The sequence below is a fragment of the Streptomyces sp. NPDC127098 genome (assembly GCF_042722465.1).
GTDB classification, from domain to species: Bacteria; Actinomycetota; Actinomycetes; order Streptomycetales; family Streptomycetaceae; genus Streptomyces; species Streptomyces millisiae.
In genome coordinates this window covers 39,386-55,673 of record NZ_JBHXFJ010000016.1, presented here as the reverse complement: position 1 = coordinate 55,673, position 16,288 = coordinate 39,386, and the positions used below count along the sequence as shown (strand labels likewise).

Below are 16,288 nucleotides of genomic sequence, written 5' to 3'. Positions count from 1 at the left end.
TCCCTTCGGACCGGCAGGCCGGCAGGCCGGCAGGCCGGCAGGCCGAACCCGCGGGCCGGGCTCGGCGGCCGTGCCGCCCGGCGGCGGACGGCGCGCCGAGTGTCCGACGGGCTAGCGTCCTTCGGACCGGTAGGCCGGCAGGCTGGTACCGGTGCCGTCGGCCGTCACATACTCGCGCAGGTGGCGGCCCGTCAGTGTCTCGCCGTGCGAGACGAGGTCGGTGGGGGGGCCGGTGAAGACGACGCGGCCGCCGTCGTGGCCGCCGCCGGGGCCGAGGTCGATGATCCAGTCGGCGTGGGCCATCACGGCCTGGTGGTGCTCGATGACGACGACCGTGTTGCCGTCGTCCACCAGCCGGTCGAGCAGCGCGAGCAGTGTGTCGACGTCGGCCATGTGCAGTCCCGTGGTCGGCTCGTCGAGCACGTAGACCGTGGACGGCTCGGCCATCTGGATGGCGAGCTTGAGGCGCTGCCGCTCGCCGCCCGAGAGGGTGTTGAGCGGCTGGCCGAGGCGCAGGTAGCCGAGTCCCACGTCGGTCATCCGGCCGAGGACGGCCCGTGGTTGGCGCTCGGTGAAGAAGGCGTGGGCCTCGGTGACCGACATCTCGAGCACCTCGTGGATGTTCCGGCCGCGCAGCGTGTAGGCCAGCACCTCCGAGGTGAAGCGCCGGCCCTCGCACCGCTCGCAGACGGTCGCCACGCCGGCCATCATCGCCAGGTCGGTGTAGACGAGGCCGATGCCGTTGCAGTTGGGGCAGGCGCCCTCGGAGTTGGCGCTGAACAGCGCCGGCTTGACGCCGTTGGCCTTCGCGAAGGCGTTGCGGATGGGGCCCAACAGCCCTGTGTAGGTCGCCGGGTTGCTGCGTCGTGAACCGCGGATCGGGGTCTGGTCGGCGACGGCGACCCCGTCGCGCTTGGCGAGGTAGCCGTGGATCAGCGAGCTCTTGCCCGAGCCGGCGACGCCGGTGACGACGGTGAGCACGCCCAGCGGCACGTCCACGTCGACGCCCTTGAGGTTGTGCAGGTCGGCGCCTTTGATGGAGAGTTGGCCGGCCGGGGTGCGGACCTTCTCGCGCAGCGCGGCCCGGTGTCCGAGGTGGCGGCCGGTGAGCGTGTCCGAGGCGGCGAGCCCGGCGACGTCGCCGGTGTAGCAGATCGTGCCGCCGTGTTCGCCGGCGCCGGGGCCGAGGTCGACGACGTGGTCGGCGATGGCGATGACCTCGGGCTTGTGCTCCACGACCAGCACCGTGTTGCCCTTGTTCCGCAGCCGCAGCAGCAGGTCGTTCATCCGCTGGATGTCGTGCGGGTGCAGGCCGGTGGTCGGCTCGTCGAAGACGTAGGTGACGTCGGTCAGCGAGGAGCCGAGGTGCCGGACCATCTTGACGCGCTGCGCCTCGCCGCCGGAGAGCGTGCCGGACGGCCGGTCGAGGGAGAGGTAGCCGAGGCCGATCTCCACCAGGGAGTCGAGGAGTTGGCCGAGGCCGGTGAGCAGCGGCGCGACGTTGGGGTATCCCCTGCTCGAAGAGCTTGGGGAAGGGTCGGAGATGCCGCGGACGAACCCGGCGAGGTCGCTGATCTGCATGGCGGAGCACTCGGCGATGTTGCGGCCGTCGATCCGGGAGGACAGCGCGTCCTGGCTGAGCCGGCTGCCGCCGCAGGCCTGGCACTCGGTGAAGACGACGGCCCGGTCGACGAAGGCGCGGATGTGCGGCTGCATGCTGTCGCGGTCCTTGCCGAGCCACAGCCGCCTGATCTTGCCCACCAGGCCCTCGTAGCTGACGTTGTTGGTGCCGATCCTGAGCTTGGTCGGCTCCTTGTACAGGAAGTCCTGCCACTCGGTCTCGGTGAAGTCGGCCAGCTTCTTGTCCGGGTCGTAGAGTCCCGAGCCCGCCATCACCTGCCAGTACCAGGAGTCGACCTGGAAGTTGGGGACGGTGATGGCCCCTTCCCTCAACGAGCGGGTGCGGTCGACGAGTTGGTCGACGTCGATGTCGGTGACCTGGCCGAGGCCCTCGCAGTCGGGGCACATGCCCTCGGGGCTGTTGAAGCTGAAGTGGGTGGCCGTGCCGATGTGCGGGGTGCCGAGCCGGCTGAAGACGATCCGCAGCATCGTGTAGGCGTCGGTGGCGGTGCCCACGGTGGAGCGGGAGTTGGCGCCCATCCGCTCCTGGTCGACGACGATGGCGGCGCTCAGGTTGTGCAGCCCGTCCACGTCGGGCCTGGCCTGGCTCGGCATGAGGGACTGGAGGAAGGCCGTGTAGGTCTCGTTGATCAGCCGCTGCGACTCGGCGGCGATGGTGCCGAAGACGAGCGAGGACTTTCCGGAGCCGGAGACGCCGGTGAACACGGTGAGCCGGCGCTTGGGTATGTCGACCGACACGTTCCGCAGGTTGTTCTCGCGGGCGCCGCGAACCTGGATGACCGTGTGCCCGTCGGCCTCGGTCGGCGGGGCGGCGAAGGCGCTGGAGTGCGGTGGCGGCTGCTCTGCGGACACGCGATTCCCCCTGGGGTACCTGAAGGGCCGGACCTAAACCTCGTACAGTGTACCCAATAAGTGCCGGACCCCGATCCGTGAGCGGCCCCGCCGGCCGCCCGTCAAGCGCGCTTCCCTACAGTGCGGGCATGCACGACTCCAACGACATCAGGCCGGTCCGCGCCGCCGACCTGGACGCCATCGCGGCGATCTTCACGCACTACGTCACCGACACCGTCGTCACCTTCATGGAGACAGCGCCGACCACCGCCGACTGGGAGCGGAAGCTCGCCGACCTCACGGCGCGCGGCCTGCCCTTCCTGGTCGCCGAGGCGCCCGGCGGCGAGATCGCCGGCTTCGCCTACGCCGGCCCCTGGCGCGCCCAGCACGCCTACCGGCACACCGCCGAGAACTCGATCTACCTGGCCCCCGACCACACCGGCAAGGGCCTCGGCAGCCGGCTCCTCGAAGCGCTGCTCGCCGCCTGCGCCGAGGCCGGCGTCCGCCAGCTGATCGCCGTGATCGCCGACGCCGGCGACAACGCGGCCTCCCCGGCGCTGCACCGCCGCTTCGGCTTCACCGACGCCGGCCGGCTGACCGCCGTGGGCACCAAGCACGGCCGCTGGCTGGACACCATCCTGATGCAGCGGTCCCTGCCGCCGGCGGCCTAGCCGCCCGCTACCCGCGGCCGGTGCGGTCGTCGACGGACGTGAAGAGTTCAGCGGAAGGCCCCGGCGTTGCGTTCGGCCCACTCGGCGAAGGAGCGGGGCGCGCGGCCGAGCACCCGCTCGACGTCCGGGCTCAGCCGCAGCTCGGCGGCGGTGGGTTCGCCGAGCACGGACAGCGTGGTCGCCACCACCGGCTCCGGCATGAAGGCGGCCATCCGGGCGCGCGCCTCCTCGCGGGTCAGCTCCACGAACCGCACCGGCTCGCCGAGCGCCGCCCCGATCGCCGCGGCCTGCTGCCGGGGCGTGACGACCGCCGGCCCGGTCAACTCGTAGACGTGCCCGGCGTGTTCGTCCTTGCGCAGGGTCACGGCCGCGACCTCGGCGATGTCCGCCGGGTCGATCACCGGGATCCCGACGTCGCCGAAGGGCGCGGCGACGGTCCGCTCGGCGCGCACCGACTCCGCCCAGGCGAAGGCGTTGGACGCGAAGCCGCCGGGCCGCAGGATCGTCCAGGCCAGGCCCGACTCGCGCACCGCGTCCTCGACCGCCCGCATGGTGCCGCCGTGCGAGGGCGACTCCGGCCTGGTCGCCACGCCCTGCGAGGAGAGCCGCACCACCCGCCGGACCCCGGTGTCCCTGGCCACGGCCAGGATGGCGTGCGGGTCGAGCCCGTGGCCGCCCGCGCCGCCGTCGTGCAGGAACAGCGCCTCCGCGCCGTCGAGGGCGGGCCGCAGGCTCTCCGGCGTGGCCAGGTCCGCCGTCACCGCCCGCACGCCCGCCGGCACGTCGCCCGCGGCGACCCCGCGCGCGACCGCCGTCACCCGCTCCCCGGCCTCGGCCAGCGTTCTGACCAGCCAACGGCCGACGTTACCTGTGGCACCCGTCACCACGATCATCTTCGACTCCCGCGTCTTCCCTGTGGTTTCTCGCGACGGGAAGGACGCTAACAGCCTCGGTATAGTAGGTACCTACAGGAAAGTGACTACCCCAGAAGGGGGCTGGCGCCATGAGGGCCGACGCCGCGACCGACCCCGAGCTGGCGTGCCCGATCTCGCCGGTCGTGGACATCGTCTTCAGCCGCTGGACCACGCCGATCCTCTGGTCGCTCCACACCTTCGGCCGCCAGCGGTTCGTCGAGCTGGAGCGGCGCATCACCGGGATCACCCCCAAGGTGCTCACCCAGCGCCTCCGCCAGCTGGAGCGCGACGGCCTGGTCGTCCGCACCTACCACCCCGAGGTGCCGCCGCGCGTCGAGTACGAGATCAGCGAGCTGGGCCGCAGCCTGGCCCCGCTCTTCGCGCACCTCGCCGAGTGGGCCACGGCCAACCTCGGCCAGGTCGAGCGCGCCCGCGAGGAGTACGACGCGGCCGGCTCGCCGCGCTGACCGGACCGCGCCGAGCCGACCGCCCGGCCGGTCAGTCGGTCAGTCGCCGTCGTCGCCGAACTCCTCCCCGAAGGCGGCGGCGAGCGCGGCGGCGACCAGGCCCGGCAGGTCGGGGCGCCCGTCCTCCCGGGCCCAGCGCGTCAGGGCGATGTGCATCGCGGCCAGGCAGGCGCTGGCCGCGGCCCCGACGCGGAACTCCGCGTCGGGGTCGGGCGCGTCGCCGAGCAGGGCGTCGGTGATGGCCTGCTGGGTGGCGAGCTGGCTGTCCAGGTGTCGGGCGCGCAGCGCCGGCGTGTCGATCATCAACCGCAGGCGGGCGAGCAGCAGTTCCCGGTCGGGGGACCCGGCGAGGTCACGGGCCGTCTCGACCAGGGCCCGGCCGATCCGGCGCACCTGGGGCTCGCCCGCCGGCCGGGCCGCGACCCCGGCTGCGACGAGGTGGTCGTACCGGCCGTGGAGGACCAGGTCCTCCTTGGTCGGGAAGTGCCGGTAGACGGTCATCGTCGAGACCCCGGACGCGCGCGCGACGTCGTTGACGGTGGTGTCGTCGAAGCCGCGCTCGGCGAACAGCCGCAGGGCGTGCGACTGGATGAGTCGCCTGGTCTCCACCCGCCGTCGTTCGCGCAGACTCGGCCCTTCACCACTCATGCGTGACACGCTACCGTACTGTTAGTCACTCACAAGTTGCGGGTGACTAACACGAAGAGGTGGACGGAATGGGCAGACTGATCGGCAGGACCGCCGTGGTGACCGGGGCCTCGCGCGGCATAGGGCGGGCCATCGCCCGGCGCCTCGCCGCCGACGGCGCGGAGGTCGCCGTGCACTACGGCTCGGGCGAGGCCGCGGCGCACGAGACGGTCGCCGGCATCGAGCGGGCCGGCGGGCGCGCCTTCGTCGTCCACGCCGAACTGGGCACGGACGGGGACGTGGACGCCCTGTTCGCCGGCCTGGCGCGGGGGTTGGCCGGTCGGCCGCTGGACATCCTGGTCAACAACGCGGCGGCCGCCCCGACCGGCCCCGTCGAGACGGACACCCCCGAGCGGTTCGACCGCCTCTTCGCGGTGAACGTCAGGGCGCCGTACTTCATCGTCCAGCGGGCGCTCCCGCTGCTCCGCGACGGCGGCCGGATCATCTCCCTGACCTCGGTCGCCACCCGGGTGGCCAACCCGGGGCAGACCGCCTTCGCGATGGGCAAGGGCGCCCTGGAGACGATGACGCTGACCCTGGCCGGCGCGCTGGGCACCCGCGGGATCACGGTCAACGCCGTCGCCCCCGGCGCGACCAGGACCGCGGACAACGCCGCCGTCTTCGAGCAGCCGGGGCTGGCGGAGTTCATCACCGGCCAGACCGCCCTGGACCGCCTCGGCCGCGCCGAGGACGTGGCCGACGCCGTCGCGTTCCTCGCCTCCGACGACGCGCGCTGGATCACCGGCCAGGTCCTCGACGCCAGCGGCGGCCTCCACCTCGGCCTCCGGGGCTGAGCCCGGGACGCCGTGGCCACCTGGTCCGGGAAACGGGCGTGCGTCCAGGCACCGACCGGTGTCACGCTTCCCGGGTGACACCAACGGAGACGCCCCGGATCCAGGCGGCCGCTGCCCGGAACAACGCCGAGTGGTGCGCCGCGGTCTGCCGCTCCCACGGCATCGCCGGTGACTTCGGCGACACGGTCTGGAGCAGCGCCCGCCGCACGCACCCGTACTACCCCGACGCCGTGACCCTGCGCCCCGACGCCCGGCCGGCCGACGTCCTGGCCGGAATCGACACAGCCTCCCCCGGCTGCTCGGTCAAGGACAGCTTCGCCGCCCTCGACCTCACCCCCCACGGCTTCGCCGAGCTCTTCACCGCCCGGTGGATCCACCGCCCGGCGGCGGCCCCCGCGCCCATGCCTGCCTCCCTGCGCGTCGAACGTGTCTCCTCGGCCAGCGAGTTGGGCGACTGGCAGACCGCCTGGCACGGCGGCGACGTCACGGCGGACGTGTTCCGCCCACCCCTGCTCGACGACCCGTCCGTGGTCGTGCTGGCCCTCCACGACGGCCGGGACCTGGCTGGGGGCGCCGTCCTGAACCACGGCTCCGGGGTGGTCGGTGTCTCCAACCTCTTCGCCGTCGACGCCGCCGACCTCGCCGCTGTCTGGCCGGCGACCGTCACCGCGGCCGCCGCCCGTTTCCCCGGCCTCCCTCTCGTCGGCTACGAGCACGCGGACGACCTCGCCCCCGCGCTCGCCAGCGGTTTCACCGAGCTCGGTCCACTCCGCGTCTGGCTGCGTGGAGCGTGAACCCCAGCCGCACCACTTCGGGCCGCGTCACCGATGGGTGAGCCCGAACCCACCGTGCACGAGGGCCAGTTCCACCGCGTCGAGGTGCACGCCGACCACGTGGTCTGCCACCCCCGCACCCCGGCCGCCGCCGCCCGGCTCCCCCGCCGGTCCGCCCTGCTGCGCACCGTCGCCGGGCTCGGCCTCGGCGTCCATACCCCGGAGCCGATCGCCGAACTCGCCGACCCGCCACGCCTCGTCCTCACCCGGGTCCCGGGCGAGCCGCTGCCGCCCGAGGCTCTCGCCTCCCCCGCCGTCCTCGCCTCGGCCGCCGACCAGCTCGCCGCCCTCCTCGCCCGGCTCGCCACCGCGCCCGCCACCGACGTGCCGCGCCAACCCGCCACCCACTGGCGCGACTTCGCCGACGCCGTGACCGCCGAGCTGTACCCGTCGATGTCCCCGGCCGGCCGCGCCAGGGCCGACGCCGAACTGGCCGCGCTGCGCGCCCTGCCCGCCCTGGACACCGCCGTCGTCCACGGCGACCTCGGCGCCGAGAACCTGCTGTGGGAGTGGCACGCCGGGCTGCCGGTCCTCACGGGCGTCATCGACTGGGACGAGGTCGCGCTCGGCGACCAGGCCGAGGACCTCGCGGCCCTGTCCGCCTCCTACGGACCGGAGTTGCTCGCCGCCCTCCGCCCCTCCCCCGCCGTCGCCGCCCGAGCGGCCACGATCCGCGGCTCGTTCGCGCTCCAACAGGCGCTCGCCGCCCAACGCGACGGCGACGCCGACGAGTTGGCCGACGGCCTGGCCGGCTACCGCTGACCGGCCGCACCCACTGGCGCACGCGCACGGGCAGGGCCCGCCGCGCCCCGGACGAACCGGGTCTCACTCGGCCCGGCGCATCAGCAGCCGGCCCTGGCGGAACGGCCGTTCCCCCTCGTGCGGCTCGCGCGTCATCCGCCCGACCTCGACGAAGCCGGCCGCGCGGGCCAGCGCCGCGAGGTCGTCGACCGGCCACCGGTAGGCCGTCACGACCTTGTGGTCGAAGTCGGTGACCTGCTCGCCCTCCGCCTCGAAGAAGCCGAGCAGGAGATGGCCGCCGGGCGCGAGGACCCGCTGGAACTCGGTGAAGTACGGGGGCAGTTCCTTCGGCGGGGTGTGGATGACCGAGTACCAGGACAGCACGCCGTGCAGCGAGCCGTCGGCCAGGTCGAGGGCGTCCATCGAGCCGACCTCGAACCGCAGCTCCGGATACGTCTCGCGGGCCAGGTCGATCATCACGGGCGACAGGTCGACACCGGAGATGTCGAGCCCGAGGCGGTGCAGGTGCGCGACCACCCGCCCGGGGCCGCACCCCACCTCGACGACGGGCCCCGTGCGCGCGAGTTCGGCGAACGCGGCGAGGAACGAGCGGTCCAGCGGCTGGCCGTCGAGCTCGTCTCGGGCGAACTCGGCGTAGAGGACGGCGACGGCGTCGTAGGCGTCGGCCGTCGCGCGGAGGTAGGAGGAGGGTTCGGTCACGGGTGAGGACCCTAGCGGGTGGGTCCCGCCCCACCGACGCGCAGGTGCTCGCCGGGCAGCGGGAGCCGGGGCGGGCGGTAGCCGTCGTCGTCCTTCGGGTCCCCGGCGTGGAGACCGGGCCGCAGCTGGTCGGGCAGGAGCACCACGGCGGCCGTCCCGGACAGGTCCATGTCGGATCCGGCGCCGATCCACGCGTCGGCCTCCACCACCCGCGGCTCGACGGGAGAGTCGTGCACGACGATGACGTCGCACAACACCACCACGTCCGCCGAGTCCACGGCGCACACCCCGAGTTCGACCATCGTCTCCGGCAGCGACTCCGTCCTGACCGTCCGGTAGGAGAAGTGCACGGCGTCCGCTCGCTGGGGCACCTGCGGGTGCGGGCCGAGCTCCCACGCCACGATCTCGGCGGTCAGCGGGTACGTCCGGTCGCCCCGCACCACGGTGACCTCGACGCCGGCCTGGCCGGGCGCGCGGGCCTCGTCGTCCGCCGACGACACACAGCCGGCGAGCACGGCCACCACGCAGGCGACGGCCGTCACCGTTCGCCACCGCATTCGGCCACCTCCGCGCACCGCCACCCCCGTTCGGAAGATCCGGACGCGCCGCACCCCGCGCTGGTTGCGTCACTGTCGTCGACGGTCGAACTCGCACCACACGATCTTGCCTCGGCCCGACGACTCTTCGACCGCACCCCACCGGTCGGCGAGTTGGTCCACGATGAGCAACCCACGCCCGAACTGGTCGTCCGGCCCGGCGGCCCGCTCGCGCGGCAGCCGTTCGCGCCGCGAGTCCACGACCTCGACCCGCAGGGCAGCGGCCGTCACGACCACCCGCACCGCGAACAGACGTCCAGCCACACAGCCGTGCAGCACGGCGTTGGCCACCAACTCCGAGACCACCAGTTCGACATCCGACACGAGTGCTCCCAGACCCCACCCCTCCACCGCCCGCCGCACCCGCCGCCGCGCGACGGTGACGCTGGCTGGATAGGACGGGTAGTCGGCGCGATGCTCGTGGATGACGCCCTCGTCGTCCCGGATATCGGCCATGGACACACCTCCAGTTGGCGCGCAACGCGTTCACTTGACCACAGAAGGTAAGCGCGGGAGAATCGCCGATCAAAGTGGATCCGGGAAAATTTCACCCGAGAGGGTTGTATCGCGATGGAGAACCTGCAGCCGCGGAACAACCGCGTCTCGACGGTCCTGGGACGGCGCCTCGGCAGCGAGTTGCTCGCGCTCAGGACCGCGGCCGGTCTGAACCAGGGCCAGGCCGCCAAGGCCCTGGCGGCGTCCACCGGAAAGATCGCGAAGATGGAGAGCGGCTGGGTGCCCATGCGCGACCCGGATATCCGGGTGCTGTGCGAGTTGTACGGGGCCGATGACCCGGTCCTTGTCGGCGGCCTGCTCGAACTGGCGCGTCTGGACCGGGAGAGGCGCAAGAGCAAGGGCTGGTGGGACGACTTCCCCAGTCTCGGCAAGATGAACGAGTACGTCCGCCTTGAGGACGCGGCAGGCAGCTTGCGCAGTTGGCAACTCGCCTACGTTCCAGGGCTCCTGCAGACGCCCGAGTATGTGCGGGCGCTGCGCGACACGACGGCTGAGGATGACGTCGTGATCGCTGCACGGCTAACTCGTCAGCGGCGGCTCGACTCGGAACGACCGCCGTCTCTGTTGGCGGTCGTGTACGAGGCCGCTCTGCGGCATCTGGTGGGCGGCCCCGAGGTGATGCGCGCGCAACTGGACCACCTGCTGGTCGCCACCCGTCGCCCCCACGTCACCTTGCGGGTCCTGCCCTTCAGCGCGGGCGCTTTGCTTGGCCTGAACTGCACTTTCAACGTGCTGTCCTTCCCCGAGGCGAGCGCCATGGATGTGGTCTACGTCGAAGCGCCATTCGGTGGCCGTTGGCTTGAAGGCGGGAAAGAAGCTGTACAGCATGTCGAACTGTTCGAGAAGATCGCCGCACGAGCACTGAGTCCTCGCGACTCGGCCTCGCTCATCACTGGCATCCGCGACGAACTGTGAGCCATGTCCGACTACATCTTTCGAAAGTCCACTTACAGCGACCCCAACAACGAGTGCGTGGAGGTGGCGACGAACATACCCGGGGCCGTCGCCGTTCGTGACTCCAAGGTCGGGGCGCCCGGTCCGCTCGTGCGGACGTCGCCACGGGCGTGGCGGGTGCTGCTCAGCGCTCTGGACGGAGATGTCCGTGCCATGGGCTAGCCACGCCGCGTGACGGATACCGGGGAGTTCGCCAGGCACATGGCGCGGCGCGCGCAGGGCGACGCGCCTGGGGCCGACCGCCTGACACCCTCTCAGCCCGTTGCTTGGTCCTTCCAGGCAACCGTCCGGACCACATCCAGGGCGATGTCCTCCACCCCGCGACCGTCGGTCGGGATGCGGACCGTGCCGGCGGGGGCCCGTTCGTTCAGCTCGCGGGCCATCCGCAGGCTCCGCTCGATGTGGGCGTCGAGCTGGGAGCCGATCTCCCGTCCCGCCAGCCGCTCCCGCACGGTGGCCTCCTCGGCGGTGAGCAGGACACAGGTCGACCTGATCGCGCCGCCGCCCATGGCCCGTCTGAGCATCGGCTCCTCCAGGATGCTCACCGTGTTCGTGTAGATGAGGCGCCGCTGGCCGAGAGCCGCGTAGTTCGCCCAGATCGCGGCGGTGTTCCGCTCCGTGATCGCCGCGCGGTGCGGGTCGTCGGCGGGGGCTGGGTGGATCTGGTCCATGTAGTCCCCCTCGATCAGGCAGTGCGCCGTTCCCGCCGCCCGCAGCGCCGCGGACACCTCCCATGCGACGGTCGTCTTCCCGACGCCCGCGCCACCGCCGATGAGCAACAGTTCGTACGTGGTCATGGCCGGCCAGCCTGGCAGAGCGGTGGCCGCCCGGGCACCTGGTTTCAGAAGCGGTGCGCGTGCTCGGCCGCCCACTGGGCGAAGGTGCGCGCCGGTCGGCCGGTCACGCGCTCGACGGTGTCGTCCACGGTCATGGCCTCCTCGGGAGGCGCCGCGTGCCAGCCGATGACGTACTCGGCGTCCGCCCGGGAAACGCCGGTGGAGACCAGCCGGTCGACGGCCTGTTCGTGGGTGATGCGGACGAGGTCGATGTCGCGGCCGGTGGCCCTGGACAGGATCGTGATGCGTTCACGGGTGGTCAGGGACTCGGGTCCTGTGAGGTTGTAGGCGTTGCCCGCGTGGCCGTCGTCGAGCAGCGCGGCGGCGGCCACGGCGCCGATGTCGGCCTCGTGGACGACCGCGCTGGGGAGGTCGAACGGCTCGCGCACGACGCCCTCGGCGCGGATCGACTCGGCCCAGGTCAGCGCGTTGCACATGAACTCCTGGGCTTCGAGGCGCGTCCACTCCACACCTGAGTCCGCCACGGCCTTCTCGACCGGGCCGACCCAGCCGCCCCACAGCACGGTGAGGCGCCGCACGCCCGCGTCGACCGCCCGTCGCACCAGCTCGGGACCGACGTCGGCGAGTCCGGCCGTCGCGGTGATGTGCAGCCGGCTGACGCCGTCCAGGGCGGAGTCCAGCGTCTCCGGCGCCGTGTGGGTGCCGGCCACCAGTTCCGCCTCGGCCGGAAGGCGGCCCTCCGCCGCGGCCGGGTTCCGGGTCAGGGCCCGAACGTGCTCTCCTCGGCGGACCAGCTCCGCCACGACGTGCCTGCCGGTGTTCCCGGTGGCACCCGTCACCAGTGTCGTCACAGGTGAACTCCTCTCGTCCGCACGGAACGCTAGGAGCTCAACCGAACTTGAGGTCAACTGGCCGTCTCGACGTCGAGTTCGGCGAGCAGGCCGCGGACCCGGCGTTCGATCTCGTCCCTGATCGGGCGGACGGCCTCGACGCCCCGGCCGGCGGGGTCGTCCAACGCCCAGTCCAGGTAGCGCTTTCCGGGGAAGACCGGGCAGGCGTCGCCGCAGCCCATGGTGATCACGACGTCGGAGGACCGTACCGCCGTCGCGGTCAGCACCTTGGGCGTCTCGGCGGAGATGTCGACGCCGACCTCCGCCATGGCCTCGACCACCGAGGGGTTCACGGCGTCCGCGGGGGCGGAGCCGGCGGAGCGGACCCGGACCTTGTCCCCGGCGAGGTGGGTGAGGAAGGCGGCGGCCATCTGGGAACGGCCCGCGTTGTGGACGCAGACGAACAGCACGGAGGGGGTGGCGGGAACGCTCATGAGGCCAGGGGGCTTTCCGGGGATCGGGGACGGGCGGGCCGCCGCACGTCGCGCGGGGCCAGGGCAGGCGCGGGGCGGCGGAAGCAGACGGCGGCCAGGCCGAGGCCGAGGGCCGCGCCGAGGAGCTGCGCGGCGATGAACGGCGCGACGGAGGTGGGGGCGATGCCGGCGAAGGTGTCGGTGAAGGCGCGCCCGATCGTGACCGCCGGGTTGGCGAAGGACGTCGAGGAGGTGAACCAGTAGGCCGCGCCGATGTAGGAGGCGACCGCGGCCGGCGCGAGGTGGGCGCGGCCGGCGCGGGTCAGGCCGAGGACGAGCCAGACCAGTCCCGCGGTGGCCATCACCTCGCCGAGCAGCAGGTGTCCTGCCGATCTGTCGTGGCCGGAGAAGCGCGCCAACGGCTCGGCGAACATCGCGTTCGCGAGCACCGCGCCGCCGATCGCCCCGACGGTCTGGGCGGGGAGGTAGGCGGCGACGTCGCGGAGGGTGGGGCCGTCGCCCGACCGCCGGCCGACACACCAGGCGGCCAGCGTCACGACCGGGTTGAGGTGCGCCCCGGAGACCGGGCCGAGCAGGGCGATCAGCACGCCGAGACCGAGGACGGTGGCCAGGGAGTTGGCCAGCAGCCGCAGGCCGACGTCGTCGGTCAGCCCGGCCGCCTGGACGCCGGAGCCGACGACGACCGCGACCAGCGCCGCGGTGCCCAGCGCCTCGGCCGCCGCGCGGCGCGGCAGGGCCGCCTCGGCGCTCACGCGGTGGACGCCGCGGGCGGCGCGAGCAGGGCGGAGAGCCGGGCCAGCGCCGCGGGGAGGACCCAGTAGTAGACCCAGGTGCCGCGCCGTTCCGAGCCGACCAGGCCGGCCTCCCGCAGGACCTTCAGGTGGTGGGAGATCGTCGGCTGGGAGACGTCGAACGGGCCGGTCAGGTCGCAGACGCACGCCTCCCCGCCCTCGTGGGAGGCGATCAGGGACAGCAGCCGCAGCCGGACGGGGTCGGACAGCGCCTTGAACATCCGCGCCAGTTCGACGGCGGCGTCCTCGCCCAGCGGTTCGCGGACCACCGGCGCACAGCACTCGGTGGCGTCCCGGCCGAGCACCGGGAGAGCAGTGTGATTCGACATGCGTCTATATTGACGGTCGTCTCATCAGATGGCAAGGTCGACCCTGTATCGACGGTCGCCGTCACAGCCGCATCCCACCGACGCCGACGCGGCCGGCGCGGTCGACGGCATGCCGCACGGATCGGGCGAACGCGACTCGCCCCGGGCCCGCGCCCTGTCGACGAGTCGCGCGCCGATCCTCGGTCACGGACGTCGCGGCCTGGGGGCGGAGCGGACGAGATCGAAGGACTGGTCGTAGAGCGCGACCAGGTCGACCTCTCCGCGGGCCGCGACCCAGGTGCTGACAGCGGCGTCGGCACAGGCGAAGGCAACGGCGATGGCGGTGCGGGCATCGTGATCGACGCGGCTGGCCTCGCAGCCCTCGGCGAGCAGGCGTTCGCGGATCACCGGCATCAGGCTGACCGCCCAGCCCTGACGCTTCTGGGTGTAGCTGGCGTGCAGCGCGGGGGTGCGGAAGATGAGCGTGCTGATGCGCAGGGTCTGCTCCAACGAATGGTCGGCGGTCATGACCGTGACGAAGCCGTCGCGCAGCACCTGCCAGACGGACACGTCATCGGGCTGCGCGGCCGCCAGGCGCACGAACAGCTCACCCAGCTCGTCCTGGTCTCCGCAGACCAACTCCTCCTTGGTGCCGAAGTAGCGGAAGAGCGTGCGCTGGGAGACGCCCGCCTCCTCGGCGATCTGCGTGATGGTCGTCTCTTCGAATCCTTGGGCGATGAACAGCCTGAGCGCGGCGGCCTTGATCTCCTCGCGCGCCATCTGACGCGACCGCTCCCAGACCGACGGCAGTCTCGTGCTGGACATGACCCCACCCTAGCGGAGACCGCCAAGGAGGCAGTGAATGCCTTCATGACAGTCTCTGCCAGGTTGGTATAGGCTGCCTGAAAAGCGAGACCGACACCGCTGGGTGGTGGTCGCCACGGCGGCCACCACCTGAGGCGGAAACGCTCTGTTCCAGCCCGTGACGGGTGCTCCGCGCACGACGCGGTGACCACCGTCCACCGAAAGAGGTCGCTTCGCCGTGAACACCCCAGCTGCCCCAGCCACGACCCGTCCTGCCCCTTCTTTCGCGTCGCGGCCACACGGTCTGTTCATCGACGGCCGTGAACAGCCCGCCACCGACGGCGAGACCATGGCCACGGTCGACCCGATGACCGGTGCCGACCTCACCACAATCGCCGTCGCTGGGCGCGACGACATCGACGCGGCCGTGGGGGCCGCGCGCCGCGCCTTCGAAGACCCGACCTGGGGAGCCATCAGGCCGGAACAGCGCAGCCGCGTGCTGAACCAGATCGCCGACGTCATCGAGGCGAACGCCGACGAGTTGGCCACCCTGGACTCCCTGGAGATGGGCGGCCCGTTGATGCTGACGCGCGGGATGGTCGACCACACCGTCGAGGTCTACCGCCACTACGCCGGCTGGCCGACCCGGATCTACGGCGCCACCGCGCCCTCCGCCCCCGGCCAGCTGCAGTACACCAAGCGCTCCCCGCTGGGCGTGGTCGCCGCGATCGCCGCCTGGAACGGCCCCCTCGTGCAGATGGCCTACAAGATCGCCCCCGCACTGGCCACCGGGAACACCGTCGTCGCCAAGCCCTCGGAGCAGACCTCGCTGAGCCTGCTGCGCCTGGCAGGACTCGTCCGTGAGCACACCGACCTGCCTGACGGGGTCCTCAACGTCGTCACCGGCCCCGGCCAGAGCACCGGTGAGGCCCTGATCACCCACCCGGACGTCAACAAGATCAGCTTCACCGGGTCCACGGCCGTCGGCAAGCACGTCCTGGCGTCCTCTGCCCGTGACCTCAAGCGCGTCACCCTCGAGCTGGGCGGCAAGTCACCGTTCATCGTCTTCGAGGACGCCGATCTGGAGGCCGCCGCGTTCTCCGCCGCGCTGGGCTTCTGTGCGGGCAGTGGCCAGGGATGCGTGGCCGGCACGCGCGTCCTGGTGCAGGAATCCATCCGCGAGGAGTTCACCCGCCTGCTCGCCGAGAACATGGCCAGGTTCCCCCTGGGCGATCCCTTCGACCCGCAGGCTGTGATGGGCCCCCTGGCCTCCCGCAGCCACTACGAGAAGGTCACCAGCTACCTCGACCTCGCCCGCCAGGCCGGCGGGAAGATCATCGGTGACACCCGTGAGGAGTCCGACGACCTGTTCGTGGGCCCCACGCTGGTCACCGGCCTGGACAACACCTCACGCGTCGCCCGGGAGGAGATCTTCGGTCCTCTCGCCGTACTGCTGCCGTTCCAGGACGTCGAAGAGGCGGTGCGCATCGCCAACGACACCGTCTACGGCCTGGCCGCCACCGTGTTCACCAAGGACCTCAGCCGCGCCCACACCATGGCCGACCGCCTCCAGGCCGGAACCGTGTGGATCAACACCGTCAACCAGATGAGCAGCGGCCCGCTGCCCTTCGGCGGTTTCAAGCAGTCCGGCATCGGCAGGGAACACGGGACCGACGTCCTCGACGCCTACACCGAGACCAAAGCCGTCGTCGTCAACCTCTGAGCCCGGCACCGCGCCCGGCCCCCGCAGCGCCCCGCCCGCGAAGCAGCGCTACGGGGCCAGCGCCAAGCTGGCCCGCCGGGCGACGAGGACTGTCCACCGTCCGCCCCTCCTGGCTGGCCGTCTCGGCCGACGTGTCGCGGACAGCCAGTTCTCCAACGCCGACGTGGTGGCCGCCT

20 protein-coding genes are annotated in these 16,288 nt (G+C 72.4%); 8 read left to right on the top strand and 12 right to left on the bottom strand.

Annotation, left to right across the window (positions count from 1 at the left end):
• Positions 1-111: 111 nt before the first annotated feature.
• Positions 112-2,493, bottom strand: a complete 2,382-nt coding sequence (locus tag ACFWI8_RS13145; RefSeq protein ID WP_387089666.1) for an ATP-binding cassette domain-containing protein — start codon at positions 2,491-2,493, stop codon at positions 112-114.
• 128 nt (positions 2,494-2,621) lie between these two features.
• Between ACFWI8_RS13145 and ACFWI8_RS13140 the strand changes: the two genes are divergently transcribed.
• Positions 2,622-3,143, top strand: coding sequence for a GNAT family N-acetyltransferase (locus ACFWI8_RS13140; protein ID WP_387089663.1), 522 nt, complete (start codon positions 2,622-2,624; stop codon positions 3,141-3,143).
• 47 nt (positions 3,144-3,190) lie between these two features.
• Here the strand turns inward: ACFWI8_RS13140 and ACFWI8_RS13135 are convergent, their stop codons facing one another.
• Entirely contained in the window at positions 3,191-4,036 is an 846-nt protein-coding gene (locus tag ACFWI8_RS13135; protein ID WP_387089660.1) for an NAD(P)H-binding protein, read from the bottom strand.
• Between the two features lie 110 nt (positions 4,037-4,146).
• Between ACFWI8_RS13135 and ACFWI8_RS13130 the strand changes: the two genes are divergently transcribed.
• The gene (locus tag ACFWI8_RS13130) at positions 4,147-4,524 is read left to right on the top strand and encodes a winged helix-turn-helix transcriptional regulator (RefSeq protein ID WP_387089658.1); all 378 of its coding nucleotides are present in this window, start codon (positions 4,147-4,149) and stop codon (positions 4,522-4,524) included.
• 39 nt (positions 4,525-4,563) lie between these two features.
• Here the strand turns inward: ACFWI8_RS13130 and ACFWI8_RS13125 are convergent, their stop codons facing one another.
• Positions 4,564-5,172 (bottom strand): TetR/AcrR family transcriptional regulator, encoded by a 609-nt coding sequence (locus tag ACFWI8_RS13125; protein ID WP_387089655.1) that lies wholly within the window; start codon positions 5,170-5,172, stop codon positions 4,564-4,566.
• A gap of 68 nt (positions 5,173-5,240) precedes the next feature.
• Here ACFWI8_RS13125 and ACFWI8_RS13120 point away from each other — a divergent pair, with 68 nt between their 5' ends.
• From ACFWI8_RS13120 to ACFWI8_RS13110, 3 genes are all read left to right on the top strand, one after another.
• A complete protein-coding gene (locus ACFWI8_RS13120) occupies positions 5,241-6,005 on the top strand; it encodes an SDR family NAD(P)-dependent oxidoreductase (protein ID WP_387089652.1) in 765 nt (254 codons plus the stop codon).
• Positions 6,006-6,079: 74 nt separating this feature from the next.
• The gene (locus ACFWI8_RS13115) at positions 6,080-6,799 is read left to right on the top strand and encodes a hypothetical protein (protein ID WP_387089649.1); all 720 of its coding nucleotides are present in this window, start codon (positions 6,080-6,082) and stop codon (positions 6,797-6,799) included.
• Between the two features lie 33 nt (positions 6,800-6,832).
• Entirely contained in the window at positions 6,833-7,600 is a 768-nt protein-coding gene (locus ACFWI8_RS13110) for a phosphotransferase family protein (protein ID WP_387089646.1), read from the top strand.
• A gap of 63 nt (positions 7,601-7,663) precedes the next feature.
• On the opposite strand, the gene ACFWI8_RS13105 is transcribed toward ACFWI8_RS13110, so the two are convergent.
• The 3 genes from ACFWI8_RS13105 to ACFWI8_RS13095 form a co-directional block, all read right to left on the bottom strand.
• Positions 7,664-8,299, bottom strand: a complete 636-nt coding sequence (locus ACFWI8_RS13105; protein WP_387089643.1) for a class I SAM-dependent methyltransferase — start codon at positions 8,297-8,299, stop codon at positions 7,664-7,666.
• 11 nt (positions 8,300-8,310) lie between these two features.
• Positions 8,311-8,856: a hypothetical protein gene (locus ACFWI8_RS13100; protein ID WP_387089640.1), complete on the bottom strand. Its 546-nt coding sequence runs from the start codon at positions 8,854-8,856 to the stop codon at positions 8,311-8,313.
• 69 nt (positions 8,857-8,925) lie between these two features.
• Positions 8,926-9,351, bottom strand: a complete 426-nt coding sequence (locus ACFWI8_RS13095; protein WP_387089637.1) for an ATP-binding protein — start codon at positions 9,349-9,351, stop codon at positions 8,926-8,928.
• A 114-nt stretch (positions 9,352-9,465) separates the two neighbouring features.
• Here ACFWI8_RS13095 and ACFWI8_RS13090 point away from each other — a divergent pair, with 114 nt between their 5' ends.
• Together ACFWI8_RS13090 and ACFWI8_RS13085 are read left to right on the top strand one after the other, a co-directional pair.
• Entirely contained in the window at positions 9,466-10,326 is an 861-nt protein-coding gene (locus ACFWI8_RS13090; RefSeq protein ID WP_387089635.1) for a helix-turn-helix domain-containing protein, read from the top strand.
• A gap of 3 nt (positions 10,327-10,329) precedes the next feature.
• Positions 10,330-10,527: a DUF397 domain-containing protein gene (locus ACFWI8_RS13085; protein ID WP_387089632.1), complete on the top strand. Its 198-nt coding sequence runs from the start codon at positions 10,330-10,332 to the stop codon at positions 10,525-10,527.
• Positions 10,528-10,619: 92 nt separating this feature from the next.
• On the opposite strand, the gene ACFWI8_RS13080 is transcribed toward ACFWI8_RS13085, so the two are convergent.
• The 6 genes from ACFWI8_RS13080 to ACFWI8_RS13055 form a co-directional block, all read right to left on the bottom strand.
• A complete protein-coding gene (locus ACFWI8_RS13080) occupies positions 10,620-11,162 on the bottom strand; it encodes a hypothetical protein (RefSeq protein WP_387089630.1) in 543 nt (180 codons plus the stop codon).
• Positions 11,163-11,206: 44 nt separating this feature from the next.
• Positions 11,207-12,013: an NmrA family NAD(P)-binding protein gene (locus tag ACFWI8_RS13075; protein WP_387089627.1), complete on the bottom strand. Its 807-nt coding sequence runs from the start codon at positions 12,011-12,013 to the stop codon at positions 11,207-11,209.
• A 53-nt stretch (positions 12,014-12,066) separates the two neighbouring features.
• On the bottom strand, positions 12,067-12,486 hold the full coding sequence (locus tag ACFWI8_RS13070; protein ID WP_387089625.1) for an arsenate reductase ArsC: 420 nt from the start codon (positions 12,484-12,486) through the stop codon (positions 12,067-12,069).
• On the bottom strand, positions 12,483-13,238 hold the full coding sequence (locus ACFWI8_RS13065; protein WP_387089622.1) for an aquaporin: 756 nt from the start codon (positions 13,236-13,238) through the stop codon (positions 12,483-12,485). The genes ACFWI8_RS13070 and ACFWI8_RS13065 overlap by 4 nt, the downstream gene beginning before the upstream one ends.
• Positions 13,235-13,606 carry an ArsR/SmtB family transcription factor gene (locus ACFWI8_RS13060; RefSeq protein WP_387089619.1) on the bottom strand — a complete coding sequence of 124 codons (372 nt, stop codon included), beginning with the start codon at positions 13,604-13,606 and terminating at the stop codon, positions 13,235-13,237. The genes ACFWI8_RS13065 and ACFWI8_RS13060 overlap by 4 nt, the downstream gene beginning before the upstream one ends.
• A 183-nt stretch (positions 13,607-13,789) precedes the next feature.
• Positions 13,790-14,410, bottom strand: coding sequence for a TetR/AcrR family transcriptional regulator (locus ACFWI8_RS13055; protein WP_387089616.1), 621 nt, complete (start codon positions 14,408-14,410; stop codon positions 13,790-13,792).
• A gap of 217 nt (positions 14,411-14,627) precedes the next feature.
• Here ACFWI8_RS13055 and ACFWI8_RS13050 point away from each other — a divergent pair, with 217 nt between their 5' ends.
• Positions 14,628-16,112: an aldehyde dehydrogenase family protein gene (locus ACFWI8_RS13050; protein ID WP_387089614.1), complete on the top strand. Its 1,485-nt coding sequence runs from the start codon at positions 14,628-14,630 to the stop codon at positions 16,110-16,112.
• Positions 16,113-16,288 lie beyond the last annotated feature (176 nt).